The organism is Agrobacterium sp. YIC 4121, from assembly GCF_002008205.1.
GTDB classification, from domain to species: Bacteria; Pseudomonadota; Alphaproteobacteria; order Rhizobiales; family Rhizobiaceae; genus Agrobacterium; species Agrobacterium leguminum.
Genome location: NZ_MRDI01000006.1, coordinates 114,763 through 141,611 on the forward strand (window position 1 = coordinate 114,763; position 26,849 = coordinate 141,611).

Sequence of the window (26,849 nt, forward strand, 5' to 3'; positions counted from 1 at the left end):
AGTTAATGCTTTGATGCCACCTTTATTGTGTGACGCAGAGAATCGCGTCGCCAGTACCTGTTTTGTCACTCTTGGAAAGGAAAACCTCTGACAACAGTACACGCCAAGGGAAGAGCATTTGTTGCTATCCCGAAGGGCCAGGACAGTGGCGCCGATGCCGCCGGCCATGCCCTCGAAACCGTCCTCGCGAGCCTCGAGGACTCCAAGGCTGAAGATATCGTCTCTCTCAACATTGCCGGAAAATCGGCGCTTGCGGACTACATGGTCGTGGTCTCCGGGCGGTCGAACAGGCATGTTTCGGCGATTTGCGAGCATCTTCTCAAGGACATGAAGGATGAAGGGTTCGGAAACGCCCGCGTCGAAGGTCTCGAGACCGGAGACTGGGTGCTGATCGATACCGGCGACATCATCGTTCACGTGTTCCGACCGGAAATCCGCGCCTTCTACAACATTGAAAAAATGTGGGCGACGCCGGACATGCCGGAAGAGACGCTGCATTGATGCGGTGAGCCTTTGAGCGAGTGCATCGCTTTTGCCGAAGATCATATCTGACTTCGGAAACGGTGCCTCTGGCCGGAAATCAGGCCGGCCGCATAGGAATCCGCAGGCTATGCTGTTAAGAGCGTGACCCTGTTGGGTCACGACGAATGCAGGTTTGCGATGCGGATTTCAATTTTTGCGGTGGGACGGCTGAAATCCGGCCCCGAAAAGGATCTTGCGGCCCGTTATATCGAGCGCCTGGCAAAGACCGGCCCGGCGATCGGGCTGGAGTTTTCGCGGGTGATCGAGGTTGCCGAAAGCCGCGCTTCCAATGCGGAGACCCGCAAGCGCGAAGAAGCCGCGATGCTGGAAAAACATTTGGCCGATGGTGCTGCCCTCGTGCTGCTGGACGAGCGCGGAAAGGCGCTGGACAGTCCCGCCTTTGCTTCATTCTTTGGCGATTTGCGCGATAGCGGCAAGCGAGACCTCGTGATCGCCATAGGCGGAGCCGATGGGCTCGATCCCGCGCTCTACGACAAGGCGGCGGCCGTTCTCAATCTCGGCAAGCTGACATGGCCGCATCAGATCGTTCGTATCCTGATCGCAGAGCAGCTTTACCGTGCCGTGACGATCCTCTCCGGTCATCCCTATCATCGCGTTTGATCGGGTTTCGATTCGGATAATTGTCTCAATTTCAACATGAAGCTCCGCGACACGACTGACAGCGTACGGCTCTGGCCGCGGCCTTTCCATGGCCTCTTGGAAGATCGCGGCAAAATCCCTAATATCGGCGCTTCTGCTTCGGCATCAAAGAAAGTTCACATGGACAACAGGCCTCAACGAAAACGGCACGCTGCCCTTGCGGGCGCGGTTATTGCTGCTTTCGTCATGGGGAGCGGTCCGACCTATTCGCGCGACGATGCGGGCGCCGTTCCCGCCGCAGGCGATGATTCGTCGCCGGATGCGCTGCAGACGCTGGAGAAGCGCCGCGACCAGAACCGGCAGGATCTGGAGGAACTGGTCGACAGCATCGGTCTTTCGGAAGACAAGACAAGGAAGCTTGAGGAAAGCATCGCCTCCCTCAATCAGGATAGCGCCCGCATCCGGGAAGAGCTGATCGCATCGGCTGCCCGGCGCAAGGCGCTGGAAACCAAGATCAGCGACGGTGAGGATCGCCTGGCCAAGCTTTCCGTGCGGGAGGATGGCGTCAAGGCGTCGCTGCGTGAAAGACGCGGCGTGCTGGCGGAGGTTCTGGCGGCGTTGCAGCGCATGGGCCGAAACCCGCCCCCCGCCCTTCTCGTCTCGCCGGAGGATGCGCTGGCGTCGGTGCGAAGCGCCATTCTTCTCGGCGCCGTCGTGCCCGGCATTCGCGGTGAAACCGACAAGCTGGTTGCCGCTCTCAAAGAATTGACCGATCTGAGACAGGCAATCGCTCGCGAAAAGGACGATCTTACGGGTATGATGACGGCAAGTCTGGAAGAGGAAAAACGCCTCGACCTGCTGATTGCCGAAAATGACCGCAAGAATACTCAGACGGCGGCGGAGCTGGAGGCGGAACGCAAGCGATCTGAGGAGCTTGCAAGCAAGGCGACGAGCCTCGAGGGGCTGGTCAGTTCGCTCGAAGGCGAGATTACCTCGGTGCGGGAGGCGAAGGAAAAGGCGCGGGCGGAAGAGCAGCGCCTGGCCCGTCTTTCGGAGGCGGAACGCGAAAAGGAGCGGGCCGCGGCCGAGGCTGGAATGCCCGATAAAAACCGTATTGCGCCCGCATATCCCTTCGCGAGTTTGAAGGGAAAGCTGGAGCTGCCGGTTACCGGCGAAGTGTTGCGGCGCTTCGGCGATGCGGACGGAACGGGCCACTTTTCCAAGGGAATTGTCGTCGCGAGCGGACCGGAAGCCATCGTGACGGCGCCTGCAGACGGCTTCGTGGTGTTTGCCGGAGATTTTCGCAGTTATGGCCGGATGATCATCCTCAATACGGGTGATGGATATCATGTGGTGATGACGGGCATGGACAATGTGAGGACGCGGCAGGGAATGTTCGTGTTCTCCGGAGAGCCCATCGCCTCCATGGGTGCAAAAAGAGTAGCGAGTGCAGCAGCATTGGCGCTGGAAACCGACAGGCCAACGCTCTACATTGAGTTCAGGAAAGATGGTGTACCGGTTGATTCTCAACCGTGGTGGACCGCAAAAAATACCGGAAGGGCGCACAATGATTCGTAAGGTTTCGCTTCTCCTTATCGGTGGGCTTATGGGCGCCACGGCGATGAGCGTGATTTATTCGGCGAGCATGCCGGCACAGGCGGCCGGGCCTTCGACCTATAAGGAACTGTCGATCTTTGGCGATGTGTTCGAGCGCGTGCGCGCACAATATGTGACGCCGCCGGATGATGAGAAGCTGGTGGAAAACGCCATCAACGGCATGCTGAGCTCGCTCGATCCGCATTCGAGCTTCATGAATGCCAAGGATGCCAACGACATGCGCACCCAGACCAAGGGTGAATTCGGCGGTCTCGGCATCGAAGTGACCATGGAGAACGAGCTCGTCAAGGTCATTACGCCGATCGACGATACACCGGCTTCCCGTGCAGGCATTCTCGCCGGCGACTTCATTTCGGAAATTGACGGTACGCCGGTTCGTGGCCTGAAGCTGGAACAGGCGGTCGAAAAGATGCGCGGCGCGGTGAAAACGCCTATCAAGCTGACGATCATCCGCCAGGGCGCCGACAAGCCGCTCGAATTCACCGTTATGCGCGATGTCATTGCCGTTCGCGCGGTGAAGTCCCGCGTCGAGGGCGACAATGTCGGTTATCTGCGCGTCATCTCCTTTACCGAGAAGACCTATGACGATCTCGAAAAGGCGATCAAGAAGATCAAGGCGGATGTGCCGGCCGACAAGCTGAAGGGTTATGTGCTCGACCTTCGCCTCAATCCGGGTGGTCTGCTCGATCAGGCGATCAATGTCTCCGACGCCTTCCTCGAGCGTGGCGAGGTTGTTTCGACCCGTGGCCGTAACCCCGACGAGACCCGCCGCTTCAACGCGACGGCTGGCGATCTGACCGATGGCAAGCCGGTAATCGTGCTCGTCAACGGCGGTTCGGCTTCGGCTTCGGAAATCGTTGCCGGCGCCCTGCAGGATCTGCGCCGTGCGACCGTGGTCGGCACGCGTTCCTTCGGCAAGGGTTCGGTCCAGACGATCATTCCGCTCGGCGAGGCGGGTGCGTTGCGCCTGACCACGGCGCTCTATTATACGCCGTCGGGTAAATCGATCCAGGGTACGGGCATTGAGCCTGACATCAAGGTCGAACAGCCATTGCCGCCCGAGTTGCAGGGCAAGGTGACCACCGAAGGTGAATCCGGTCTTTCCGGCCACATCAAGGGTCAGAGCGAAACCGACGAAGGTTCGGGTTCCTCCGCTTATGTTCCGCCGGAAGCCAAGGATGACATCCAGCTCAACTATGCTCTGGACCTGTTGCGCGGCGCAAAGACGGATCCGTCTTTCCCGCCGAACCCGGAAAAGGCTGTGGTCAACAAGCAGTAAGATAGTGCGCCGGTCAGCCGGCGCATTTCATCTATTGCCCAACCGTTTGGACGGATCGTTCATTGCCTTCGGACCTGCGAAAACCGCTTCTGGGTCGTCAGAAAAAAAGCGCCGGTATCAACCGGCGCTTTTCCGTCATTATGGCTCTGTCGGTGCTTGCGGTTTTCTCAATCGGCGGCCTGTCGGTCTATACGGCGCTTTCGCCCGGCAATTTGCAGAAGACGGCGAACGGGCCGGATGCACAGCCTCAGCTTGCCGAAAAGACGCCTGAAATCGCACCGGCCGATGTAACGACTCCCGGCGACGCCGCCGGTCTCCAGCCGCAAAGCGGCCGCTCGGGCGCCAATATCAATCGCGAGACGATGCCTGACGGCAATGTCGTATCGGTTTACTCTCCCCGCCCGCGCGAGAGTGACGGGCCCGTGCTGATGAGCGGCCAGACCTATGGTCAGGATCCGCGCATGGCGACGCGACCCAATGAGGAACTGCTGGAAGAAACCGCGTTTGGCAAATTGCCGGTTGTCGGTGCGGATGGTTTGCGGCCGATGGAGCAATATGCGCGGCCCTGGTCTGGTGCACGCGGCACCCGGGTGGCGATCGTGGTCGGCGGGCTGGGTCTCAGCCAGACGGGGTCGCAAAAAGCGATCCGGGAGCTGCCGCCGGAGGTGACGCTCGGTTTTGCCGCCAGCGGCAACAGCCTGCAGCGCTGGATGCAGGAAGCGCGCCGACAGGGACATGAAATCCTCCTGCAGATACCGCTTGAGCCTTTCGGTTACCCCGGCACCAATCCCGGCCCGGACACCCTGCTGGCGGGTGATCTCGCCAAGGTCAACATCGACCGGCTGCATCGCTCCATGGCGAAGATCACCAATTACACTGGCATCATGAATTATCTCGGCGGGCGTTTCCTTGCCGAGCAGGCGGCGCTGGAGCCGGTAATGCGCGACATCGGCAAGCGTGGCCTGCTGTTTCTGGATGATGGTTCTTCGGCGCAGTCGCTGAGCGGCGGCATTGCCAAGGCGATTTCCGCGCCACAGGGTTTTGCCGATATTCTGCTCGACAGTGAAGTCACCGAAGCTGCCATTCTGCGCAAGCTGGACGAACTGGAGCGAATTGCACGGCGTAACGGCCAGGCGATCGGCGTTGCTTCGGCTTTCGATGAAAGCGTTGCCGCGATCTCCAAGTGGTCGCGCGAGGCTGGCGGGCGCGGCATCGAGATTGTCGGTGTTTCTGCGCTTGTTTCCGGGCAGGCAGGGCAGTAAACCTTGCGTGCGGCCATTTCTGGCGCTCAGACAGTGCGGGTTTCCCATGACAATCAAAGCAGAAGATTTGCCTTACCGTCCCTGTGCGGGAATTATGGTGCTGAACGCCGAGGGCCTTGTCTGGGCCGGCAGGCGCATCAAGGAAGGCAATTCCGAATATGACGGCTCACCGCATCTGTGGCAGATGCCGCAGGGCGGCATCGATGACGGTGAACGGCCTCTGACGGCCGCCATTCGCGAACTCTACGAAGAAACAGGCATGAAAACGGTGAGCCTGCTTGCGGAGGCGAGCGACTGGATTCACTATGACCTGCCACCCGAACTGATCGGTATCGGTCTCAGGGGCAAATATCGCGGGCAGGCACAGCGCTGGTTTGCGTTCCGTTTCGAAGGCGACGAAAGCGAGATCCAGATCGATCCGCCGCCGACCGGGCACACGGCCGAATTCGACGCGTGGGACTGGAAGCCGATGGAAAGCCTGCCGGAACTCATCGTGCCGTTCAAGCGCGCCGTATACGAGCAGGTCGTGGCGGAGTTCCAGCACCTTTCCGGAAAATAAAAAAGGCGGCCAAGGCCGCCTTTTCTGTTTTGTCGCCAGTGCTTATTCCGCTTCGTTGGCGGAATCGGCGTTGAGCTGGCCGTATTTTTCCTCGCCGATCTTGCCGAGCAGTTCGAGCTGGGTTTCGAGAAAGTCGATATGGCCTTCCTCGTCGATCAGCAGTTCTTCGAAAAGCTTCATGGAGACGTAGTCTCCGGCCTCATAACAGATATCACGCGATTTCTTGTAGGAGGTGCGGGCGTCATATTCGCCGGCAAGGTCGGATTCCAGAACTTCCTTGACGTTCTGGCCGATGCGCAGGGGCGCGACGGTCTGAAGGTTGGGATGGCCTTCAAGGAAGATGATGCGTGCGACCAGCTTGTCGGCGTGCTGCATTTCCTCGATGGATTCAGCACGTTCCTTTTTGGCGAGCTTCGTGTAGCCCCAGTCTTCCAGCAAACGATAGTGAAGCCAGTACTGGTTTACCGCACCGAGTTCGAGAAAAAGGGCCTCGTTAAGCCGCTCGATGACTTTTTTGTCGCCTTTCAATGTCCGCTCTCCTGTTCTCTTCATGGAATTGCTTCAGGCGGGACATAAAATCAAAAACATCGGCCTCAGTCGAGTGGCGACGGGCATGATATTCTTCAGTGGTTTTGATGATCAGGTCGACAACGGTGGGGAAACAGCCGCAACAGCGACCGCGTTTTTCCATGGCGTGATACACTTTTGCAGGAACGATGAGCTGCCAACAGTCCTCGTCGAGGAGCTCGTTGATGACGTCCCGGATATCGTGATCGGTGATGTAATTGCAGCTGCAAACCAGCATGATGGACTGCCTGTATGACGCAACACGTTGTTTTCGTTCTTAAACCAAAACAGGACAGCAAATGTCAAGAAAAACCTCTTAATGAGTCGCTGAGGATTTTCTAGACTCATTCTAAACTATACAAAAACTATCGTATTTTCATTAGTTTAGGCTACGTGTCATTCCAGTGTTTCATCTTCAAGTTTTTGTGCGCGGCAAGATTATTGAAGCCGAGATCACGGAAAGTTTACTGGGTTCAGGAGGCCGGGAAGTCAGGATCGACGGCCCTCAAGCGAAATATTGTCCGCCATTGGCCGTCATGGTCGAACCGGTGATGAAACCGGCCTCGTCGGAAACCAGAAACAGAACGCAGCGTGCGATTTCTTCCGGCTCACCCAACCGTCCAACGGGAATTTGCGGCACGATCCGTTCTGCCAGAACCTTCTCCGGTATAGCTCTCACCATCTCCGTGCCGATATAGCCGGGGCAGATGGCGTTAACGGTAATATTGCGGCTGGCGCCTTCCTGGGCGAGCGCCTTGGTAAACCCGATGTCGCCCGCTTTCGAGGCGGAATAATTGGCCTGTCCCGCCTGGCCTTTCTGGCCATTGATGGAGGAGATGTTGACGATGCGGCCGAAGCCGCGGTCGCGCATGCCCGGCCATACGGGGTGGGTCATGTTGAACACGCCGGTAAGGTTGGTATCGATAACCTCGCGCCATTGCTGCGGCGACATTTTATGGAACATCGCATCGCGGGTGATGCCGGCATTGTTGACGAGCACCTCGACGGGACCGAAGGTCTCTTCCACCCTGGCTATGCCATTGACGCAGGCGTCATAGTCGCGCACGTCCCACTGAAAAGCGGGGATGCCGGTTTCTTTCTGGAATGCTTCCGCCCTGTCCGTCGTGAAGGCATAATTGACGGCCACCCGGTAGCCGGCCGCCTGCAGGGCGCGGGCGATTGCGGCGCCTATGCCGCTCGTCCCGCCGGAAATCAACGCAACCCGGCTCATATCGGCCTCCATGACCTGTCATTGAAGCGCCTGCATATGCGAGGATGCTTCCATATCTTGCAGAACTTGTTCGTCGTGCTCACCGGCCACAGAAATGCGGCCAATGGGAGGCCGCTTCTACCCTATTGCGCGCTGAACCGGAATTGCTTTTTGCCAAGTCGTGCGGCGGTTTCAGAGTGCTTCGATGCACATGGCGACACCCATGCCGCCGCCGATGCAGAGCGTTGCGAGACCCTTCGACACGTTACGGCGGCGCATTTCGAAAATCAGGGTGTTGAGGACACGCGCACCGGATGCGCCGATCGGATGACCGATGGCAATCGCCCCGCCATTGACGTTGACGATCGCAGGATCAAGGCCAAGTTCGCGCACCACGGCGCAGGACTGGGCCGCAAAGGCTTCGTTGGCTTCCACAAGGCCAATATCGCCGATCGACCAGCCGGCCTTTGCCAGCGCCTTGCGGGAGGCAGGGATAGGACCGGTGCCCATGATTTGCGGATCAACGCCTGCCGTCGCCCAGGAGGCGATACGGGCGAGCGGCTTGATGCCGCGCTTTCCTGCTTTCTGTTCCGACATCAAAAGCGTGGCGGCGGCGCCATCGTTCAGACCGGAGGCGTTGCCGGCCGTGACCGTCCCTTCCTTGTCGAAGGCGGGGCGCAGCTTGGCCATGGTTTCCAGCGAAGCTCCGGCGCGGATATGCTCATCTGTATCAATGACGATATCGGCTTTGCGGCCCTTCACCGTGAAAGCCACGATCTCATCTGCAAAACGGCCAGCGCTTTGCGCGGCTTCGGCCTTGTTTTGCGATGCGACGGCGAATTGGTCCTGCTCGTCGCGTGAAAGCTGCCATTGGCGGGCGATGTTTTCAGCGGTGATGCCCATGTGGTAGCCATAAAAGGCGTCGGTGAGGCCATCTTTCAGCATGGTGTCGATCATCTTGAACTCGCCCATCTTCACGCCGCCGCGCAAATGGGCGCAGTGAGGCGCCATGGACATGGATTCCTGGCCGCCGGCAATGATGATGTTTGCGTCGCCGGTCGCGATCTGCTGCATGCCGAGGGCCACGGCGCGCAGGCCGGAGCCGCAAAGCTGATTGAGACCGAAGGCGGTCGCTTCCTGTGGAATGCCGGCCTTCATGGCAGCCTGCCGCGCCGGGTTCTGCCCCTCGCCCGCCGTCAGGACCTGACCGAGAATGACTTCATCGATTTCGTTTGCCGCGACACCGGCACGCTCCAGCACAGCGCTGATGACGGTCGCCCCGAGTTCGTGGGCTGGCGTATTGGCGAAGTGGCCATTGAAAGAGCCGACGGCTGTGCGCGCGGCGCTGGCAATCACGATTGAAGGCAGGGTCATCAGTTTTCTCCTCACTTGCGGGCGGAGACTGGCAAAGCTTTCAATACAAGTCAAATGGCGAAAGTTGCTTTAAAAGATGTTGCTAAATCACACTGAAATCTTGCGGAAAATTGCTGCGCAAAAAACAAACTGTTGCGATGCACAAAACATTTGTCAGAGGGCTCGTTTTGCGCATACACTTTGCGCCGGGAAGAGCAAGAAGACCAAAAAACAAGAAAATACCATCATCGCGAGGAGGCGGGCATGGCGAAACACGACGGCGAAACAATCATTAAAAAATACGCCAACCGGCGGCTCTACAATACCGGCACCAGCACCTATGTGACGCTCGATGATCTGGCGCAGATGGTCAAGCGCGGCGAGGACTTCAAGGTTCAGGATGCCAAGTCCTCCGAAGACATCACGCATGCGGTGCTGACGCAGATCATCGTCGAACAGGAGGCCAAAACCGGCAATACGTTGCTGCCGACGGCGTTTCTGCGGCAATTGATCTCCTATTACGGCGACCAGATGCAGATGGTCGTGCCGACATTTCTCGAACATTCGATGAAGACCTTTTCCGACCAGCAGAGCCAGATGCAGGAGCATATGGCCAAGGCTTTCGGTGATGGCTCGCTTGCCCGCAATTTTCAGGCGCCGCTGCAAATGATGGAAGAGCAGATCCGTCGCAATACAGAACTGTTCCGGCAGGCGATGCAGGGTTTTACACCTTTCGCAATGCCGCAGGCGCCCAAGGAAACCCGCAAGCCGAATGCATCCGAAATCGATGAGCTGAAGGCGCAGTTGCGCGCATTGCAGCAAAAGCTCGATCAGCTTTGATCCTGTCGGGCCGATGCCCGGTTTCAGCAAACCGCATCGGCTTTTGCTTCAGATTTTCAGCCTGCCGTTCTTTCCGGCACGCGCAGCAACAGCAGGAACCCTGATCCCAGAAATACGATGAGCGTCGCCATGCCGATATGGGCTGAGCCGCTTATTGTGGTTGCTATGGAAAACGACAGCGTCGCCATGAAGCTGGTGGCGCGTCCGGAGAGCGCATAGATACCGAAATAACGGCCCGCCTCCGCCACGGTGATGTTGCGGGCAAGATAAGATCGTGACGAGGCCTGAACGGGGCCGAAGGCAAGGCCGATCAAAACGCCATAAAGCAGATAGGCCTTTTCCGCGCCGGTGGCAAAGATGCCGCCATTATCTGCGGTCGACAATTGTATCCACCCGAAAAGGGTGGAGCCCTTTTCCGTTGAGACGATTCCGAGCGTGGCCAGCAACAGAAGCACGAGACTGATGAGGATGGTGATGCGCGACCCGAGCTTGTGGTCGACGCGCCCGGCGGCAAAGCAGCCAGCGATGGCAACGATATTGAGCAGGATGCCGAAGAGGCCGATTTCCATCGTTGCCCAGCCGAACATGCCGGCGGCGAAGGCCCCGCCGAGAATGAGAACGCCATTGACGCCATCCTGATAAAGCATGCGCGCAATCAGAAACCGCAACAGCACGGGGCGGTAGCGCAGCTCGCGCAGCGTGATCTTTAGTTCTCCCAATCCCGAGCGGATCGCGGCTGCGAAGGGCAAGCCCTTTTCAGCATCGGGAGTGAGAAGAAACATCGGCAGAATGAAGATGAGATACCAGAGCGCCGCGAGCGGTCCGGTTATTCTGGCATCCTCGCCGGTTGCAGGATCGAGGCCGAAAAGAGGCTTGATGCCGGCGATGGTCACCCCGGTCTGTGGATTTGCGGCCAGAAGCGTCACCACGGCAATCAGCACCACCATACCGCCGAGATAACCGAGCCCCCAGGCGAGATTGGAAATGCGCCCGACATTTTGTGGGTTGGTCAGGCGCGGCATCATGGAATCGTTGAAGACGATGGAAAATTCCGCCGCGATGGAGGCGAGGATCATACAGACGATTGGCAGGATGAGCGGCGAACCGGGTGCGGCAAACCACAGGGAAAATAGACTAACAATCTTGATGACGGCAAAGAAGGCGATCCACGGCTTGCGTGCGCCAGACTGGTCAGCGATGGAGCCGAGAATGGGAGAGAAGAGGGCGATGATGATCGAAGACACCGTCGCCATGTTGCTCCATGTCGCCTGCGCTGAAATCGGATCGTCGGTAAGCCGTGCGACGAAATAAGGCCCGAAAACGAAGGTCGTGACGACCGTGAAAAACGGCTGCGCCGCCCAGTCGAACATCACCCAGCCCCAGATGCCGCGTTTGGCAACTACTGTTTCCGCATTTGGGGAAGGGACAGTCATTCATCGTCCTATCGGAAAATCGGGAAATAAAATGCGCGACGCGGGTGCATCGGTCTTGTCTGGCGCCATCCGGGGAGACCCGGATGGCGTTTTTTGAGGCTGCCGATCAGCGTGCCTGAACAATATCGCCAAGCAGCCCGGCCGCGACCGTCAGACGGGCAAGGTTGGTATCGCCGCTGTCGCTGAGCGCGCCGAGTTCGGAGACGATGCGGTTGACCCGCACGCGGTCCGCCGCATACCAGGCCTGAACCGGATCCTTTTCCTTGGCATATTCGGTCAGCGCGGAGATGACGATCCGGCGTCGCGACGAGGAGATCTGGTCCTGGCTGCGCAGGAGAGCCAGGCTCTCGTAATGATCCGCCGGTGTGATGCGCTGGCTTGCATCCAGCAGACGCGCGACGCGGAAGGTCGACGAGACCGTGGCATAGCTTTCGGCGGCGCGGGCAAGCGTGGTGCCGGCGCTTTCGGCGATGCGCATGATCTCAGGCACATAGACGAGCAGGGAAAGCGTATCGAGTTCCTCCAGAAGACCGGAAGGAACGCCGTCGATTTCCGTGACGTCGAGTTCGCGACGATACTTCGCAGCTGCCGGCGATAGTGTCTTGATGGCGGTTTTCAGGCGCTCGATTTCGGTCGCCATGTCACCTGCGGCCGCACCGGCGCTCCCGGTTTGCAGGTAAAGCCTGCTCGCATCCGAGAAGATGCGCGTGATCGTGGCATAAAGCCCGTTCTGGACTTCACCGCCAACCTTGCCGTCAAGCGCGTCGACTTCGCTCCACAGGCGTTTGAGACCGAAACCATCCTCGACGATCACCGCCGCCTTGACAACGTCGGCCGCCAGAAGGCCGCTCGCATCGGCAAGTTTCTGCACAAAGCCCGGGCCGCCGCGATTGACGACGGCATTGGCGAGCGCGGTCGCGACGATTTCGCGATGCAGACGATGCGATTTGATATCGTCTGCATAGTTCTTCTGCATCTTGGCCGGGAAATAATCGACCAGAAGATGCTGGAGATAGGGTTCGTCGGGAAGCGTGCTTGCCACCAGTGCATCGAACAAGGTGAGCTTGGCATAGGAAAGGAGCACGCCGATTTCCGGCCGGGTCAGCGGTTTGCCGGTGGCGTATCTTTCGCTGAATTCGGCATTGTTCGGCAGGGTCTCGACCTTGCGGTTCAGTTGTCCGGTCGCCTCCAGCGCGCTCATCAGGCGGCCGAGTTCTTCGCGGTTCGAAAGGCCCAGCCGCTCCGTCAGCGAGATCGCCAGCGATTGCAGGTAGTTGTTGCGCAGTACTAGCTGCGCCACTTCCGGCGTCATGGAAGCAAGAAGCTGGTTGCGTTTCGGCATCGTCAGGCGACCGCTGTTAACGGCGGAGGCAAGCGCGATCTTGATGTTGACCTCGACGTCCGAGGAGTTCACTCCAGCCGAGTTGTCGATGGCGTCGGAATTGCATCGCCCGCCCGAAAGCGCATAGGCGATGCGCCCCTTCTGGGTGATGCCCAGATTGGCGCCTTCGCCGATGACCTTGGCGCGCAGCTCGGTTGCGTTGACGCGGATGGGGTCGTTCGCTCTGTCACCCACCTCGGCATTGGTTTCCACCGCCGCCTTGATGTAAGTGCCGATGCCGCCGAACCACAGAAGATCGGTTGGCGCCTTCAGGATGGCCGTCATGATCTCGAAGGGCGTGGCGACGGATTTGTCGATGCCGATGGCGGCCACAGCTTCCGGTGTCAGCGTCACCGATTTTTCGGAGCGCGAGATGATCATCGCGCCGGCGGAGAGGGCCGAACGATCGTAATCCTGCCAGCTGGAACGCGGCAGTTCGAAAAGCCGCTTGCGTTCGGCAAAGGACTTGTCGGTGTCGGGATCCGGATCGATGAAAATATCGCGGTGATCGAAGGCGGCGATAAGCCTGATCTTTTCCGACAGCAGCATGCCGTTGCCGAAAACGTCGCCGGACATATCGCCCACGCCCGCCACCGTGAAGGGGGTGGTCTGGATGTCGGTGTCCATTTCACGGAAATGGCGTTTCACCGTTTCCCAGGCGCCACGGGCGGTAATACCCATCTTCTTGTGGTCGTAACCGGCCGAACCGCCCGATGCGAAGGCGTCGTCCAGCCAGAAACCGGCCTCATGGGCAAGACCGTTTGCCGTATCGGAGAAGGTTGCTGTTCCCTTGTCGGCGGCGACGACGAAATAGGGGTCGTCACCGTCGAGCCGCAGCGTGTCGGCTGGCGGCACGATGGCATCGTCGACGATATTGTCGGTGATGGACAGCAGGGTGCGGATATAGGTCTTGTAGGCCTCGCGGCCGGCGTTGAACACCTCGTCGCGGGAGCCGCCGGCCGGCAGATTCTTCGGGAAGAAGCCGCCCTTGGCCCCGACCGGAACGATGACCGCATTCTTGACCTGTTGCGCCTTGACGAGGCCGAGCACCTCCGTGCGGTAATCCTGGCCGCGATCCGACCAGCGCAGACCGCCGCGTGCGACCTTGCCGAAGCGCAGATGCACGCCTTCGACCTCGGTTCCGTAGACGAAGATTTCGCGGAAGGGACGTGGGTCGGGCAGGCCGTCCAGATGTTTCGGATCGAACTTGAAGGCCAGCAGGTCACGCGGCGTGCCGTCGGCATTTTTCTGGAAGTAGTTGGTGCGCAGGGTCGCGTCGATGGCGTTGACGTAACGCCTGAGCGTGCGGTCCTCGTCGAGATTGGGAACACCGCTCAATGCCGATTCGATTGCCTTGTGTATTTCGGCAAGTTTCTTCAGCCGCTTCTTTTCATCGACAGACGGATCGAAGCCGGCCTTGAACAGCGCGAAAATATTGCGGGAAATCGCCGGATACTTATAGAGCGTTTCGGAAATATGCTCCTGCGAATAGACGATGCCGGTCTGGCGGAGATAACGCGCATAGGCGCGCAGTACGGAGACTTCGCGCACGGTGAGGCCGCAGGCGAGGATCAGGCGGTTGAAGTTGTCATTGTCGACCTTGCCGGAGAAGGCGGCGAGGAAAGCTTCTTCGAGTTTCTGTCCATAGTGCGGCAGATCGAGCGTCGTTCCCTTGGCGACGGACAGTTCCATGTCGTGCAGCACGATGTCGCGCTTTTCGCCATCCGAAACGACGCCGATATCGAAGGTGCGTTCGCTGATGACGTTGAAACCGAGATTTTCGAGCAACGGCACGCGACGTGAAAGCGGCAGATGGCCGTCCCGGTGGAAAATCTTCAGCGACAGCGTCTCCGCCGACTGACCTTCCTGCTGGTAAAATTCGATGCGGACCGGTTCGCCCTTCGCGGCGCCCAGAATATCCGGCATGTCGCCGATCGCTTCTTCCGGCGTGAAGGCTTCCTGATAGGCCTGATCGACCTCCAGCACGGGTGCACCCGGCTCGGAGAGGGCGACGAAATGGTCTATCCAGCGCGCCGCGATGTCGCTGACGGCGTCTTCGAGCTTGTCCTGGGCGATGCGCGGCGTCTTGCCTTCCGTTCGGCCGACAATGAAGTGGACGCGGGCGACGGCGCCTTCGGGGAAGGCGGGGTAATAGGCGGAAATATGCCCGTCATAGACCCTGCTCAGATAATCGCCGATCTTCTCGCGTACATAAGAATTATACTCCTCGCGCGGAACGAAGATGATGGCCGAAACGAAACGGTCGAAACGGTCGATACGTGCAAGAACGCGCACGCGCGGCCGGTCGCTCAGTTCCATGATCTGCTCGACGAAGCGGATCAGAAGATCGGTTTCGATCTGGAAGAGATCGTCACGCGGATAGGCTTCCAGCGTGTTCTGCAGGATACGCCCTGAGTGGCTGTTCGGATCGAAGCCGAAATGCCGCTCGACTTCCGCCACCTTGGCGCGCAGCAGCGGTATCTGCTTGACCGAGCGCGTATAGGCGGTGGCGGTGAAGAGGCCGACGATGCGCAGTTCGCCGATGACATTGCCGTCCTCGTCGAAGCGCTTGATGCCGATGTAATCCATATAGGCGCGGCGGTGCACGATGGATTTCACATTGGCCTTGGTGACGATGAGGAAATCCGGGCCGTCGAGGAAGGCAAGGATTTCCGGCGTCGTCGTCACGGCATTCTTGCCGAGACGCAGCACGCGGACATCCGGATCGCTGAGGCTGCCGAGGCCGACGCCGTCACCGCGCTCGATCTTCGCGTTCTTTCCTTTACCGGAATAGGTGTAGTCACGCATGCCGAGGAAGGTGAAATTGTCGTTGCGAAGCCAGTTGAGGAATTCGACGGCTTCCATACGCTCGGTCTTGCGCCGTGACGAGCCGCGCTTGGACAATTCATCCAGCGCCTCGTCGAGTTTCGCTAGCATGGGCCGCCAGTCGCGATAGGCGAGCTGAACCTGCGTCAGCACGAAGCGCAGTCTTTCTTCCAGCGCTGCGGCGGCTTGCGGCGTGAGCGGCGCGATATGCAGCTGGATGAGGCTGATATTTTCAGCGGGATCATCCTCGGGTTCCGCAAGACGGTAGCCTGCCTGCGCGCTTTCGTCGCGCACCAGGATCGGGTGCACCGCGAGGTAAAGACCGCGATAGCTGCTGGTGACCTCGCCCATGACGGAATCGTAAAGGAAGGGCATATTGCGGCCGATAATGGTCAGGACCGTTACCGGAATATCCCGCGGCGAAACGCCCTCCACCTGGGAGATGTCGATGTACGGAGCGTCTCCGGTCCAGTGCGAAAGCGCCTCGAAGCTGTGAGCGGCGCTCGCAGCCAGCATCTCAGCGGAATAATATTCTATATCGTCGGCGCTCGCCCTTCCATAAAGAATACCCGGATCAAGAAATTGGACATTTTCGGCAATTGCCTGCTGGCGCGCTTTTTCGATCTGTTTTTCGCGTTTTGGATTGTTTCTGTAGCCCATTTGACGTGGATTCCTCCAAAAATCACACTTTAATATAAAAAAGCATCGCCAATTTGCGGATTTTGCCTTTTCAGTCGAATCGGATATTGGCGTGGAATTACGAAGAGTTTAAGAGGCTTTCGTGTTTCTTCAGTTTGGAAACGAAATTTTTTTGCTCCTTTTGCCGTGAGGCCTGTCTCGAAGCATTTTGACAGTATTTCTGCGGCTAATTTTTAGGCGGTTCTTTGGCTGCCATGTGATGTTGCGGCCACGGTCGAAGCAAATTATTGATTTGCGCCTATTTTTGTGGTACACCAACGACACTGATCCACAGCGTGGCATTTGTGTGCCCAAAAACACCACGAAAGCAACACCTCTTTTGCACGCGGTTTCCGTGACATATCGAGCGTTTACGTTATCGAACCCCGCAAGACGGGAAGGTGTGTTTTTGCGTGCACGGCTGGACCAGTGCGGAGTCACCTGACGGTTCCCCCGTCTCATCAGGGCCTGACCGACCCAACCCCGGCATCCCCGGGTATGTAACAGGGAGTTTTTAGAACGAATGACGACCCAGCAGAAGAAATCTCCAGCACATCACGGTTTCAAGACCGGTGAAGCGATTGTGTATCCCGCTCATGGTGTCGGTACCATTTCTGCCATCGAGGAACAAGAAGTCGCCGGCATGAAGCTTGAGCTTTTTGTCATTGATTTCGAAAAGGACAAGATGCGTCTTAAAGTTCCCGTCGCCAAAGCCGTCAGCATCGGCATGCGCAAGCTTTCCGAAGGCGATTTTGTCGAGCGGGCGCTGAAAGTGGTGCAGGGCAAGGCGCGTGTGAAGCGTACCATGTGGTCGCGCCGCGCGCAGGAATATGATGCGAAGATCAATTCCGGCGATCTCATCGCGATTGCGGAAGTCGTGCGCGATCTCTACCGTGCGGAAAATCAGCCGGAGCAGTCCTATTCCGAGCGTCAGCTTTATGAAGCTGCTCTCGACCGCATGGCGCGCGAAATCGCCGCCGTCAACAAGATGTCCGAAACCGAGGCTGTTCGCCTGGTGGAAGTGAACCTTGCCAAGGGCCCCAAGCGCGGCAAGACCGTCGAAGAGGACGATTCTCAGGACGAAGCCGCTTAATAACCGGCTTTTTCCCTCTAAAAAAACCCGCCTTGATGGCGGGTTTTTTGTTGCCCGATTCCAGGCTGAAATTCACTCACAGGATGCGGATTTTCGTGCCTTTGCGCAGATGCGGCAGGATGCGCCGCATGTCACGGGGATGGAGGGCGACGCAGCCCGCCGTCGGCTCATATCCCGGTCTGATCAGATGCATGAAGATTGCCGAGCCGCGGTTGCGGCGTCTCGAGGTGATATTCCAGTCGAGCACCAGGCAGACGTCGTAGAGGCTGTCCTTGCGCATCATCTCTTCATAGCTCGCGGCGAAGGGCGCCTTGACCAGTCTGTTGTAACTGGGACTACGGGGCTCGTCGCACCACAGCATGGACTTGCGTGTTCGCTGCATCGGTAGTGCCGTGGCGATGCCGGCAAGGCGGTCGCCGCGATAAAACCCGTGCAGCAGGCCGATGGTGGAGATGGGAGATTTTCCGTCTCCCTCGCGTTTCAGCGCAGTGCGGCCATTGCGTCCGATCGCGGCGGGAAAGGTGAGATGCCCGAGCTGGACGATGGCGCGGCTGATTTTCGAGGGGGCGGGCCGAACCATGAGCGTCGATGCGCGTTTACGTTGTCTTACGGGCTGGGTGCTCATGTTTTTCACGAGATTTTGCTTTGCAGGTTATTCAACGTGAAGTCATAGCACTTCGTTATATCATGGCAATGGGTTGACCTTTTATCGGCAAACCGCTGAATTGGCTGGTAATTAGAGCGCCAGGCATCTTTTGGGATGCATAAGGGACGCTCTAACTCTTTTAAACTACGCATCGTGTCTCTCGAAAATCGAGCCTGATTTTTGGGCCGATGCGCTAAAGTAAGAAAGGCTGAGAATCCGAATGACGGCTCGCACTATCCTTCTGGTGGACGATGACGACGATCTTCGGGAGACGCTGACCGAGCAATTGTCTCCCTATGAGGAATTCTCGCTGCTCAGCGGCGCCAATGCCGCGCAGGCGATGCAGACCGCCAAGACCGCCCAGGTCGATCTTCTGATCATGGATGTCGGCCTTCCGGATATGGACGGCCGTGAGGCGGTAAAGCTGTTGCGCAAGGGCGGCTTCAAGGCGCCGATCATCATGCTGACCGGGCATGATACCGATTCCGATACTATTCTTGGGTTGGAAGCCGGGGCGAATGACTATGTGACGAAACCCTTCCGTTTCGCCGTGCTTCTGGCGCGTATCCGGGCGCAGCTGCGTCAATACGAGCAGAGTGAGGATGCGGTTTTCACCGTCGGTCCCTATCAGTTCAAGCCCAGCCAGAAGCTGTTGACGACGGAGGACGGCAAGAAAATCCGGCTGACGGAAAAGGAAGCGGCGATCATCCGTTATCTCTACCGCGCCGGCAGCACCGTCGTTACCCGCGACGTCCTGCTGGAAGAGGTCTGGGGTTACAATTCCGGTGTGACAACGCATACGCTGGAAACGCATGTCTATCGTCTGCGCCAGAAGATCGAACGCGACCCGTCCAACGCCGAGATTCTGGTGACCGAGAACGGCGGATACAAGATCGTTCCCTGAGCAGGTGCTTCTTTTTACCTGTTATGTGTCCAAAGCTCACGCTGCGCGTCCGAAAAGGCGCGCGGCGTTCTAACAGCTTGTATTTTGAGGGCCGATATTGGAAAACCGCTATAGTGGTGCAGGCGTTTTTCCGGAGTAACGATCGACATGGCCTTGACGGACGATATCATGCTGCTGGGGCAAGTGCCGTTATTTGCGGGGTTCAGCGATGACCAGTTGCGGCTTATCGCCTTCGGTGCGGAGCGCCGCCGTGTATCGGCCGGACAGACATTGTTTCGGGAACACTCGCCGGCCGAATGCGCTTTTGCGGTGACGGCTGGCCATTTCGAGCTTTTCACGGCAGGGCGGGATGGCAAGCCCGTGCTGCAGGCGACGCCGGGCAAGGGGGCGCTGCTTTCGGAGCTTGCGCTTTTCACGCTCTGCGAACGGAAGTTTACTGCCGTGGCAGTGGAGGATTCCGAAGTCATCCGCATAACGCGCATCCTCTTCCACCGGCTGGTGGAGGAGTTTCCGGAGGTTGCCGATATCGTGTCGGCGCGTATTCGCGACAATATCGCGTCGCTGGCGGCAGGGGCGGCTCGTTTGCAGAACCGCTTCGTCTGACGCCAGACAATTCAGCCTGTTCAGAATCGGAAATGGGCGGTGACGGGAACATGGTCGGATGGCCGGTTCCAGCCGCGGGCCTCGCGCAATATGTCGATTTTTTCGAGCGAGGAACCGAGATCCTGCGAAGACCAGATGTGGTCGAGGCGGCGGCCGCGATCAGCCGCTTCCCAGTCCTTGGCGCGGTAGCTCCACCAGGTATAGATCTTTTCTGTCTCCGGCACGTTCAGGCGCATCAGATCGAGCCAGTTGCCCTTTTTCATGATGTCAAGCATGCCTTCGGTTTCGACGGGCGTATGGCTGACGATCTTCAGAAGCTGCTTGTGCGACCAGACGTCATTTTCGAGCGGTGCGATGTTGAGATCGCCGACGAGAATGGACGAGGTGCCAGGCACGCCATCGGCGCGCAGCGCCTTCATTTCCTCGATAAAATCCAGCTTGTGGCCGAATTTCGGATTGATCGAGCGATCCGGCTCGTCCCCGCCTGCCGGCACATAAAAATTATGCAGTCGCACGCGGCGCGATCCGACCTGGAAAATCGCGGAAATATGCCGCGCATCGCCGACGCCACAATAATCCTGCCGATGGTCTTCGATCAGCGGAATCTTCGAGGCGATGGCGACGCCGTGATAGCCCTTCTGGCCATGGATGATGACATGCTCATAACCGAGCGCCTTCAGCGGCTTCATCGGAAACTCGCCATTCGGGCATTTCGTTTCCTGCAGGCAGAGAATGTCGGGTTTGTAACGTACCAGAAACTGCTCAACAATCGGCATTCTGAGCCTGACCGAGTTGATGTTCCAGGTGGTTATCGAAAACGACATGCATGTGCTCCGCTTTTACTGCCGCGAACCGCCTGGCTCGTGACATGTTTCCGGGGCGCAGGCTTATAACATTGCGACGAAAACGGGAATGTATTTTAGCGGTAAAATGAAAAAGGCGACCGCAGGGTCGCCTTTCCAAGAATTTCCTTGGGGCTTGAAGCCTCAGCCGCCTTTGCGGACTTCCTCGTAATTGATGTTGAAGACGCGTTCATCCAGGTTCACGCCGGTCTGGACGTTGAAGATCATGACGGTCGTGTCCTTGTTCTGGGCATCGGTCGTGGTCCATTGCCTCAGATCGAAGGTCTTCGGATCGAACATCAGGGTAATTGTGGAATCGCCGAAGACGCTCTTGTCGCCCAGCACGATGGTGGTCAGGTCCGATTCTTCCTTGACGTTGCGAACCTTCTGATTGCCGAGATCGATCTTGTCGGACAGAAGCAGGCTGAGCGGCGTCTTGGAGAGCGGATAAAGATCCCACGTCTTGAGCTTCATATTGCCGATAACGACGTTCTTGCCGTCGGCGATGACCCGCATGGGCGAGGGGTCTTCGTAGTTGAAGCGGAGTTTGCCGGGGCGTTCGATGTAGAACTTGCCGCCGGTCTGTTCACCGCGCGGGCCGAACTGGACGAATTCCCCCATCATGGTTTTGACCGATGAGAAGTGATTGGCGATTTTCTGCGCTGTCGCCGTGTTGCCGGCTGCCTGGGCAAAGGCGTCAAGCGGCGACAGGCCGGCCATGATTGCGGCCATGGAAAATGCCGTCAGCACGCCACGACGCGTCACGCTGTTTTGCGGTGTGTTTGCGTTGGCCGTTTCGCCGGTGGTGAGGTCGTTCATTCTATTCTCCTTCATCGCAGCGATTGTCCGCATAAAAGGCGGCGGCTTCATGACGTTGAAAGCGTGTAATAACGCTTCTTCGCCCCGCTTGGTTGCGGACGTTACCGCTCGATGATGTCTGCTTCCGTCGGTACGAGTATTTCACGTTTTCCGGCGTGGTTGGCGGGGCCGATAATGCCCTCCTGCTCCATGCGCTCGATCAGCGAGGCGGCGCGGTTGTAACCGATGCCGAGACGCCGCTGCACATAGGAGGTGGAGGCTTTGCCATCGCGAAGCACGACGGCCACGGCCTGATCGTACGGGTCCTCGGAATCGGAGAAACTGCCGGCGCCGGTCGGGCCGCCGCCATTGCCTTCCTCGTCGTCTTCCTCGGTAATCGCTTCCAGATATTCCGGTGCGCCCTGTGTCTTCAGATAGGCGACGATCTCTTCCACCTCGTTGTCGGAAACGAAAGGACCGTGCACGCGCTGGATGCGTCCGCCGCCTGCCATATAGAGCATGTCGCCCATGCCGAGCAGCTGTTCGGCGCCCTGTTCTCCAAGGATGGTGCGGCTGTCGATCTTCGACGTCACCTGGAAGGAAATGCGGGTCGGGAAGTTTGCCTTGATCGTGCCGGTGATGACGTCGACGGAGGGGCGCTGGGTCGCCATGATGACATGGATGCCCGCGGCGCGCGCCATCTGCGCCAGGCGCTGCACCGCGCCTTCGATGTCCTTGCCGGCGACCATCATCAGGTCGGCCATCTCGTCGATGATGACGACGATATAGGGCAGGGGCTTCAGATCGAACTCTTCCGTTTCGTAGATCGCCTCGCCGGTCTGGCGGTCGAAGCCGGTCTGCACCGTGCGGGTGAGTATCTCGCCCTTGTCGAGCGCCTGCTGCACGCGGCTGTTGAAGCCGTCGATATTGCGCACGCCGATCTTCGACATCTTCTTGTAGCGCTCTTCCATCTCGCGCACCGTCCACTTCAGCGCCACGACGGCCTTTTTCGGATCGGTAACGACGGGAGAGAGCAGATGCGGAATGCCGTCATAGATCGACAGTTCGAGCATTTTCGGGTCGATCATGATCAGCCGGCACTGTTCCGGCGACATGCGGTAAAGCAGCGACAGGATCATGGTGTTGATGGCGACCGACTTGCCCGAACCTGTGGTGCCGGCAACGAGCAGATGCGGCATCTTGGCGAGATCGGCGATGACGGGTTCGCCGCCGATGGTCTTGCCGAGCGCCATGGCGAGTTTGGCCTTGCTGTTTTCGAAATCGCGGCTGCCGATCAGTTCCCGCAGGAACACGGTTTCGCGCGTCTGGTTCGGCAGTTCGATGCCGATGGCATTGCGGCCGGGAACGACGGCGACACGGGCGGCGATCGCGCTCATGGAGCGGGCAATGTCATCGGCAAGGCCGATGACGCGCGAGGATTTGATGCCGGGTGCCGGTTCCAGTTCGTAGAGCGTGACGACCGGGCCGGGGCGGACATGAATGATTTCGCCCTTGACGCCGAAATCCTCGAGAACGCCTTCCAGAAGGCGGGCGTTCTGTTCCAGCACTTCCTCGCTTAGCATATTGTCGCGCACGACATTCTTCGGCTCCGCCAGAAGGTGGACGGTGGGGAGCTGGAAACCGTCTGCGGCGATGAAAGAGGCCTGCGCTTCCCTTGCCACGCGCTCACTGGGCTTCGGGCGTGCGGAAGGGGCGGTTATTCTGGGCTGCCCGCGTCCCGGCGCCTGTCGGGCCGTGAATTTCTGGTCGGACTCGTCGTCGGAGAGAATGCCGTTCGGCAGCCGGCGTCCATCCGCGTCGAAGGTTTGTTCGTCATCTATGTCCTCGTCATGATCGAGGGCGATGGAGGGAGGTGACATCTGGCGACGCGATGCGGCGCGTTCTTCGAAAGACGGCTCTGCGCGCTGGTCGAGGCGGTTGATCGCGGTCTTGAGGCGCGACGGTTCGTTCAGCGTGCCGAATTCATATTCGTTGAAGTCGTAAGGATGTTCGAATTCATCGTGCAGTGATTTCGACTTCAGGCCGAACAGGCGGCGCAGGCGCGCCTGGGTGATGTACCAGTAATGCGCCAGCGCGCCGAAGGCGAGCATATTGGCGAAGAAACCCTCGCCGTCGTCTTCATCATCCTCTTCGGCCTCACGGGCGGCGCGGGCCTTGCTGGTGGTGACGGGAGCCGCTTCTTCGCGTTCCAGCTCGTCATCCAGACCGCCAACGACACCGGCGGCAAACAGCATCAGCCATGCGGCAGGCGCCGCGAATATCACGCCCAGTACCGTGGCAATCGTGCCGGTGGGGTAAGCGCCGATAAAAAGGGCGGGAAAACGAAGGATCATGTCACCGATGACGCCGCCGATGCCGTTCGGCAGCGGCCATGTCACGGGGGCCGGAAAACAGCCGAGCGAGGCGGCGCAGACGATGGCGCCTGCGACCCAGGCCACAAGGCGAACGGGTATGCGGTGGAATTTGCGGCCGGCGATCAGCGCGATCGCCCAGGCGATGACGGGCAGGAGCGAGATGATTGCGGAAAGCCCGAGGAACTGCATCACGATATCGGCGAAAATCGCACCGCCATAACCCAGAAGATTGGTAGGCTGGTTTCCTGTCGCGTAGGAGAGGCTCGGATCCGCGACATTCCATGTCGCGAGCGCGGCGATGCCCAGTGCAATCGTGGCCAGCAGAGCGAAACCGGCGAGAGCCATGATCTGACGCACGAAAAACGCCGTCAACACGAAGCGCGTGTGACGACCATCGAATGTCGGAGAATGCATTCTGCCCATGTCCCTGAACCCGTCGTTTTATGGTTTCGGCAAGATCCGGCAGGAGACCTGATCCCGGATTGACAGGGAAAACTAACCGCTTGCTGGTTAATGTCGTGTTAACCATGCGGTTTTTTGAAGCGCTTCAGATTTACGGCAAAGAAAAAGGCCCGCCGGAGCGGGCCTTCTTTTGGGAGAGGGGATGGAGAACCCCTTTTCCCGGATATCAGGAGTGGTAGGCGGCTTCGCCGTGGGTTGCGAGGTCGAGACCTTCGCGTTCGGCTTCGACCGGAACCCGCAGACCGACGATCACGTCGACGATCTTGTAGAGGATCGCGGAGACGATGGCGCACCAGACGATGGTGATGGCGACGGCGACGAACTGCGTCCAGACCTGCGAGGCGATGGAGAAGTCTTCCTTGCCTGTGCCGCCAAGCAGCGGCGAGGTGAAGATGCCGGTGCCAAGAGCGCCGATGATGCCGCCAATGCCGTGTACGCCGAAGACGTCAGCCGTGTCGTCATAACCGAACTTGTTCTTCACCACGGAGACGAAGAAGTAGCAGATCGGCGAGACGATGAGGCCGAGAACGATGGCGCCCATCGGGCCGACGGAGCCAGCGGCGGGCGTGACGGCGACGAGACCGGCGATCATGCCCGAAGCGGCGCCCAGCATGGAGGCCTTGCCGCGGGTGAAGCTTTCAACCAGCGACCAGGAAACGATGGCGGCTGCGGTTGCGAGGAAGGTGTTCATGGTTGCGAGAACCGCACCGCCCGATGCTTCGAGGTTGGAACCGGCGTTGAAGCCGAACCAGCCGAACCACAGCATGGCTGCGCCGACGAGGGTCAGCGTCATCGAGTGGGGGGCCATCATGTCCTTGCCGAAGCCGGTACGCTTGCCGACCATGATCGCGCCGATCAGGCCTGCGATACCGGCATTGATGTGAACCACGGTGCCGCCAGCGAAGTCGAGAGCGCCCATGCCGAAGATCAGGCCGTTTGCATCCCAGACCATGTGAGCGATCGGGAAATAGACGAAGGTGGCCCACAGGATGGTGAAGAGGATGACGGCGGAGAATTTGACGCGTTCTGCGAAGGCGCCGATGATCAGCGCCGGCGTGATGGCCGCGAAGGTCATCTGGAAGGCGATGAAGGTGTATTCGTAGATCACGACGCCCTCAGAGAAGGTTGCCGAGGTGCTGTCAAGCGAAACGCCCGACAGGAACAGCTTGCCGAAACCGCCGAAATAAGGGCCGGTGCCGCCGCCAAAGGCGAAGGAGTAACCGTAGATTACCCAGACGAGCATCATGACTGCGCCGACGACCGTGCACTGCATGAGAACGGAGAGCATGTTCTTGGTGCGGACAAGACCGCCGTAAAACAGGGCGAGGCCCGGAATGATCATGAAAAGCACGAGGATCGTCGCGACATACATGAATGCGGTGTCGGCTTTTTCCGGAACGGGAGCGGCCGCGGCCACTGCCGGCGCTGCATCCTGGGCAAAGGCGATGGCCGGAGCCATCAGGGCCGCCGCTGCGGCGCCCAGCTTGCCGAGCGTTGAAAACTTGTTGAGTTGCATAGTTAGAAAACTCCCCTGTCAGCCGTGCTTCAAAGCGCTTCTGTGTTGGTTTCGCCGGTACGGATGCGCACGGCCTGTTCGATAGAGTAGACGAAGATCTTGCCGTCACCGATCTGCCCGGTCTTTGCCGCAGAAGCGATCGCTTCGACGGCCTTGTCGACGACGTCGGATGGAACTGCGATCTCGATCTTCAGCTTGGGAAGGAAGCTCACCGCATATTCCGTGCCGCGATAAATCTCGGTATGCCCCTTCTGGCGTCCGTAACCCTTTACCTCGGTCACGGTCAGGCCCTGGATGCCGACGCCGGTGAGCGCTTCGCGCACTTCATCCAGCTTGAACGGCTTGATAATGGCCATCACAATTTTCATCTGGTTTCCCATCCTTTGTTTTGTCCTCGGCACGGAGCCGACTCTCCTGCCGCTGGCAGATCAGTAACAGCGACTGCGGACATACATTCAAAGGGCGTGCCAGTTTTGAGTGTGTATCTAACGTATTGAAATATAAAACTTATATGAAGGGCGTCTGAAAAAGGGGCATTTGTCGCCAAAATTTGCGTCTATTAAATGTGCGATTTTCAGAAAAAGCACATTATTTAATCATTTGCCCTTTTGCGGATCAAACCCTCCTGCGCCACGGAGGCGACCAGTTCACCCTGTCTGGTGAAAATATTGCCACGGGTCAAACCGCGTGCGCCGGAAGCGCTGGGGCTGTCCTGTGTGTAGAGCAGCCAGTCATCCAGTCGGCAGGGGCGGTGGAACCACATGGCGTGGTCGAGGCTCGCCACCTGAATGGACGGATCGAAGATGGTCGTGCCATGGGCGTAGAGGGAGGTGTCGAGCAGGGTCATATCCGACAGATAAGCGAGAATGGCCGATTGCAGGCGCGGATCATCAGGCACATCGCCGACGGCGCGAACCCAGATATCCTGTTGCGGTTCGAGTTTTTCCCTGGAGATATAGTGGGTCAGCGATACCGGCCGTATCTCTATCGGCCGCTTGTTGCTCCAGTATTTGCGGATAGAGGCGGGCGCCTTGGCAAGAAAGGCCGCCTGCATCTGCTCTTCGCTCATCAGATTTTCAGGCGGCGTCACGTCAGGCATTTTGATCTGATGGTCGAAACCATCCTCGAAAATCTGAAACGACGCCGACATGGAAAAAATGGCCTTGCCATGCTGGATGGCGACCACCCGGCGTGTGCAGAAGCTCGCGCCGTCGCGGATGCGCTCCACCTGGTAGACGATAGGCACCAGCGGATCGCCGGGGCGCATGAAATAGGCATGCAGCGAATGCACGAAACGGTCGTTATCCACGGTTCTTTGCGCGGCGATCAGGGCCTGCGCGATGACCTGGCCGCCGAAAACCCGCTGCCAGCCGATCTGCGGGCTTTCGCCCCGGAACAGGTTCTCTTCCAGCTTCTCAAGATCGAGTGTGGCGATGAGATTGGCCATCGGGTCTGACGTTTGCGAGGGATGCGACATTTTTTC

General features: G+C 58.8%; 23 protein-coding genes. 10 read left to right on the forward strand and 13 right to left on the reverse strand.

Features of this window, described 5'->3' with window-relative positions:
* Positions 1–57: 57 nt before the first annotated feature.
* From rsfS to BTE54_RS09790, 6 genes are all read left to right on the forward strand, one after another.
* Positions 58–501 (forward strand): ribosome silencing factor, encoded by a 444-nt coding sequence (rsfS, locus tag BTE54_RS09765; RefSeq protein ID WP_035236703.1) that lies wholly within the window; start codon positions 58–60, stop codon positions 499–501.
* A gap of 159 nt (positions 502–660) precedes the next feature.
* Positions 661–1,143: a 23S rRNA (pseudouridine(1915)-N(3))-methyltransferase RlmH gene (gene rlmH, locus BTE54_RS09770; protein ID WP_078052301.1), complete on the forward strand. Its 483-nt coding sequence runs from the start codon at positions 661–663 to the stop codon at positions 1,141–1,143.
* Positions 1,144–1,302: 159 nt separating this feature from the next.
* Complete coding sequence (locus BTE54_RS09775; protein WP_078052302.1) at positions 1,303–2,700, forward strand: murein hydrolase activator EnvC; 1,398 nt, start codon at positions 1,303–1,305, stop codon at positions 2,698–2,700.
* Positions 2,690–4,018 (forward strand): S41 family peptidase, encoded by a 1,329-nt coding sequence (locus tag BTE54_RS09780; protein WP_065656868.1) that lies wholly within the window; start codon positions 2,690–2,692, stop codon positions 4,016–4,018. Before BTE54_RS09775 ends, BTE54_RS09780 begins: the two co-directional genes overlap by 11 nt.
* Before the next feature lie 62 nt (positions 4,019–4,080).
* A complete protein-coding gene (locus BTE54_RS09785) occupies positions 4,081–5,280 on the forward strand; it encodes a divergent polysaccharide deacetylase family protein (RefSeq protein ID WP_078052303.1) in 1,200 nt (399 codons plus the stop codon).
* Positions 5,281–5,326: 46 nt separating this feature from the next.
* Complete coding sequence (locus tag BTE54_RS09790; RefSeq protein WP_020811992.1) at positions 5,327–5,839, forward strand: RNA pyrophosphohydrolase; 513 nt, start codon at positions 5,327–5,329, stop codon at positions 5,837–5,839.
* 42 nt (positions 5,840–5,881) lie between these two features.
* On the opposite strand, the gene bfr is transcribed toward BTE54_RS09790, so the two are convergent.
* From bfr to BTE54_RS09810, 4 genes are all read right to left on the reverse strand, one after another.
* Positions 5,882–6,367 (reverse strand): bacterioferritin, encoded by a 486-nt coding sequence (bfr, locus tag BTE54_RS09795; RefSeq protein ID WP_003520274.1) that lies wholly within the window; start codon positions 6,365–6,367, stop codon positions 5,882–5,884.
* Positions 6,333–6,644 (reverse strand): (2Fe-2S)-binding protein, encoded by a 312-nt coding sequence (locus BTE54_RS09800; RefSeq protein ID WP_003505234.1) that lies wholly within the window; start codon positions 6,642–6,644, stop codon positions 6,333–6,335. The genes bfr and BTE54_RS09800 overlap by 35 nt, the downstream gene beginning before the upstream one ends.
* Positions 6,645–6,911: 267 nt before the next feature.
* The gene (gene phbB / locus BTE54_RS09805; RefSeq protein WP_003520276.1) at positions 6,912–7,637 is read right to left on the reverse strand and encodes an acetoacetyl-CoA reductase; all 726 of its coding nucleotides are present in this window, start codon (positions 7,635–7,637) and stop codon (positions 6,912–6,914) included.
* Between the two features lie 171 nt (positions 7,638–7,808).
* The gene (locus tag BTE54_RS09810) at positions 7,809–8,990 is read right to left on the reverse strand and encodes an acetyl-CoA C-acetyltransferase (RefSeq protein WP_078052305.1); all 1,182 of its coding nucleotides are present in this window, start codon (positions 8,988–8,990) and stop codon (positions 7,809–7,811) included.
* A gap of 243 nt (positions 8,991–9,233) precedes the next feature.
* On the opposite strand from BTE54_RS09810, the gene phaR reads away from it, so the two are divergent.
* Positions 9,234–9,809, forward strand: a complete 576-nt coding sequence (phaR, locus tag BTE54_RS09815) for a polyhydroxyalkanoate synthesis repressor PhaR (RefSeq protein WP_003520279.1) — start codon at positions 9,234–9,236, stop codon at positions 9,807–9,809.
* A gap of 56 nt (positions 9,810–9,865) precedes the next feature.
* On the opposite strand, the gene BTE54_RS09820 is transcribed toward phaR, so the two are convergent.
* Together BTE54_RS09820 and BTE54_RS09825 are read right to left on the reverse strand one after the other, a co-directional pair.
* Positions 9,866–11,242, reverse strand: coding sequence for an MFS transporter (locus BTE54_RS09820; protein ID WP_078052306.1), 1,377 nt, complete (start codon positions 11,240–11,242; stop codon positions 9,866–9,868).
* Between the two features lie 106 nt (positions 11,243–11,348).
* The gene (locus BTE54_RS09825) at positions 11,349–16,109 is read right to left on the reverse strand and encodes an NAD-glutamate dehydrogenase (RefSeq protein WP_078052307.1); all 4,761 of its coding nucleotides are present in this window, start codon (positions 16,107–16,109) and stop codon (positions 11,349–11,351) included.
* A 541-nt stretch (positions 16,110–16,650) separates the two neighbouring features.
* Here BTE54_RS09825 and BTE54_RS09830 point away from each other — a divergent pair.
* The gene (locus BTE54_RS09830; RefSeq protein WP_003505223.1) at positions 16,651–17,220 is read left to right on the forward strand and encodes a CarD family transcriptional regulator; all 570 of its coding nucleotides are present in this window, start codon (positions 16,651–16,653) and stop codon (positions 17,218–17,220) included.
* A gap of 76 nt (positions 17,221–17,296) precedes the next feature.
* Here BTE54_RS09830 and BTE54_RS09835 read toward each other — a convergent pair whose 3' ends face one another.
* On the reverse strand, positions 17,297–17,800 hold the full coding sequence (locus BTE54_RS09835; RefSeq protein WP_143240707.1) for a L,D-transpeptidase: 504 nt from the start codon (positions 17,798–17,800) through the stop codon (positions 17,297–17,299).
* Between the two features lie 286 nt (positions 17,801–18,086).
* Here BTE54_RS09835 and BTE54_RS09840 point away from each other — a divergent pair, with 286 nt between their 5' ends.
* Positions 18,087–18,770 (forward strand): response regulator transcription factor, encoded by a 684-nt coding sequence (locus tag BTE54_RS09840; RefSeq protein ID WP_003505216.1) that lies wholly within the window; start codon positions 18,087–18,089, stop codon positions 18,768–18,770.
* A gap of 147 nt (positions 18,771–18,917) precedes the next feature.
* Positions 18,918–19,373, forward strand: coding sequence for a cyclic nucleotide-binding domain-containing protein (locus tag BTE54_RS09845; RefSeq protein ID WP_003520283.1), 456 nt, complete (start codon positions 18,918–18,920; stop codon positions 19,371–19,373).
* Between the two features lie 20 nt (positions 19,374–19,393).
* On the opposite strand, the gene BTE54_RS09850 is transcribed toward BTE54_RS09845, so the two are convergent.
* The 6 genes from BTE54_RS09850 to tesB form a co-directional block, all read right to left on the reverse strand.
* A complete protein-coding gene (locus BTE54_RS09850) occupies positions 19,394–20,197 on the reverse strand; it encodes an exodeoxyribonuclease III (RefSeq protein ID WP_065656875.1) in 804 nt (267 codons plus the stop codon).
* A 162-nt stretch (positions 20,198–20,359) separates the two neighbouring features.
* Positions 20,360–21,085, reverse strand: a complete 726-nt coding sequence (locus BTE54_RS09855; RefSeq protein WP_065656876.1) for an outer membrane lipoprotein carrier protein LolA — start codon at positions 21,083–21,085, stop codon at positions 20,360–20,362.
* 50 nt (positions 21,086–21,135) lie between these two features.
* Positions 21,136–23,802: a DNA translocase FtsK gene (locus tag BTE54_RS09860; protein ID WP_198939118.1), complete on the reverse strand. Its 2,667-nt coding sequence runs from the start codon at positions 23,800–23,802 to the stop codon at positions 21,136–21,138.
* A 214-nt stretch (positions 23,803–24,016) separates the two neighbouring features.
* Positions 24,017–25,366, reverse strand: a complete 1,350-nt coding sequence (locus tag BTE54_RS09865) for an ammonium transporter (protein WP_121490421.1) — start codon at positions 25,364–25,366, stop codon at positions 24,017–24,019.
* Between the two features lie 29 nt (positions 25,367–25,395).
* Positions 25,396–25,746, reverse strand: a complete 351-nt coding sequence (locus tag BTE54_RS09870; RefSeq protein WP_004444057.1) for a P-II family nitrogen regulator — start codon at positions 25,744–25,746, stop codon at positions 25,396–25,398.
* Between the two features lie 212 nt (positions 25,747–25,958).
* On the reverse strand, positions 25,959–26,843 hold the full coding sequence (gene tesB, locus BTE54_RS09875) for an acyl-CoA thioesterase II (protein WP_078052310.1): 885 nt from the start codon (positions 26,841–26,843) through the stop codon (positions 25,959–25,961).
* Between the last annotated feature and the right edge of the window lie 6 nt (positions 26,844–26,849).

Bases quoted from the DNA above. Each gene is read 5' to 3' on its own strand.
- rlmH (WP_078052301.1), top strand. From the start codon at position 661: ATGCGGATTTCAATTTTTGCGGTGGGACGGCTGAAATCCGGCCCCGAA.
- BTE54_RS09775 (WP_078052302.1), top strand. From the start codon at position 1,303: ATGGACAACAGGCCTCAACGAAAACGGCACGCTGCCCTTGCGGGCGCG.
- BTE54_RS09780 (WP_065656868.1), top strand. From the start codon at position 2,690: ATGATTCGTAAGGTTTCGCTTCTCCTTATCGGTGGGCTTATGGGCGCC.
- BTE54_RS09790 (WP_020811992.1), top strand. From the start codon at position 5,327: ATGACAATCAAAGCAGAAGATTTGCCTTACCGTCCCTGTGCGGGAATT.
- BTE54_RS09800 (WP_003505234.1), bottom strand. From the start codon at position 6,644: ATGCTGGTTTGCAGCTGCAATTACATCACCGATCACGATATCCGGGAC.
- phbB (WP_003520276.1), bottom strand. From the start codon at position 7,637: ATGAGCCGGGTTGCGTTGATTTCCGGCGGGACGAGCGGCATAGGCGCC.
- BTE54_RS09810 (WP_078052305.1), bottom strand. From the start codon at position 8,990: ATGACCCTGCCTTCAATCGTGATTGCCAGCGCCGCGCGCACAGCCGTC.
- phaR (WP_003520279.1), top strand. From the start codon at position 9,234: ATGGCGAAACACGACGGCGAAACAATCATTAAAAAATACGCCAACCGG.
- BTE54_RS09820 (WP_078052306.1), bottom strand. From the start codon at position 11,242: ATGACTGTCCCTTCCCCAAATGCGGAAACAGTAGTTGCCAAACGCGGC.
- BTE54_RS09825 (WP_078052307.1), bottom strand. From the start codon at position 16,109: ATGGGCTACAGAAACAATCCAAAACGCGAAAAACAGATCGAAAAAGCG.
- BTE54_RS09830 (WP_003505223.1), top strand. From the start codon at position 16,651: ATGACGACCCAGCAGAAGAAATCTCCAGCACATCACGGTTTCAAGACC.
- BTE54_RS09835 (WP_143240707.1), bottom strand. From the start codon at position 17,800: ATGGTTCGGCCCGCCCCCTCGAAAATCAGCCGCGCCATCGTCCAGCTC.
- BTE54_RS09840 (WP_003505216.1), top strand. From the start codon at position 18,087: ATGACGGCTCGCACTATCCTTCTGGTGGACGATGACGACGATCTTCGG.
- BTE54_RS09845 (WP_003520283.1), top strand. From the start codon at position 18,918: ATGGCCTTGACGGACGATATCATGCTGCTGGGGCAAGTGCCGTTATTT.
- BTE54_RS09850 (WP_065656875.1), bottom strand. From the start codon at position 20,197: ATGTCGTTTTCGATAACCACCTGGAACATCAACTCGGTCAGGCTCAGA.
- BTE54_RS09855 (WP_065656876.1), bottom strand. From the start codon at position 21,085: ATGAAGCCGCCGCCTTTTATGCGGACAATCGCTGCGATGAAGGAGAAT.
- BTE54_RS09860 (WP_198939118.1), bottom strand. From the start codon at position 23,802: ATGCATTCTCCGACATTCGATGGTCGTCACACGCGCTTCGTGTTGACG.
- BTE54_RS09865 (WP_121490421.1), bottom strand. From the start codon at position 25,366: ATGCAACTCAACAAGTTTTCAACGCTCGGCAAGCTGGGCGCCGCAGCG.
- BTE54_RS09870 (WP_004444057.1), bottom strand. From the start codon at position 25,746: ATGGGAAACCAGATGAAAATTGTGATGGCCATTATCAAGCCGTTCAAG.
- tesB (WP_078052310.1), bottom strand. From the start codon at position 26,843: ATGTCGCATCCCTCGCAAACGTCAGACCCGATGGCCAATCTCATCGCC.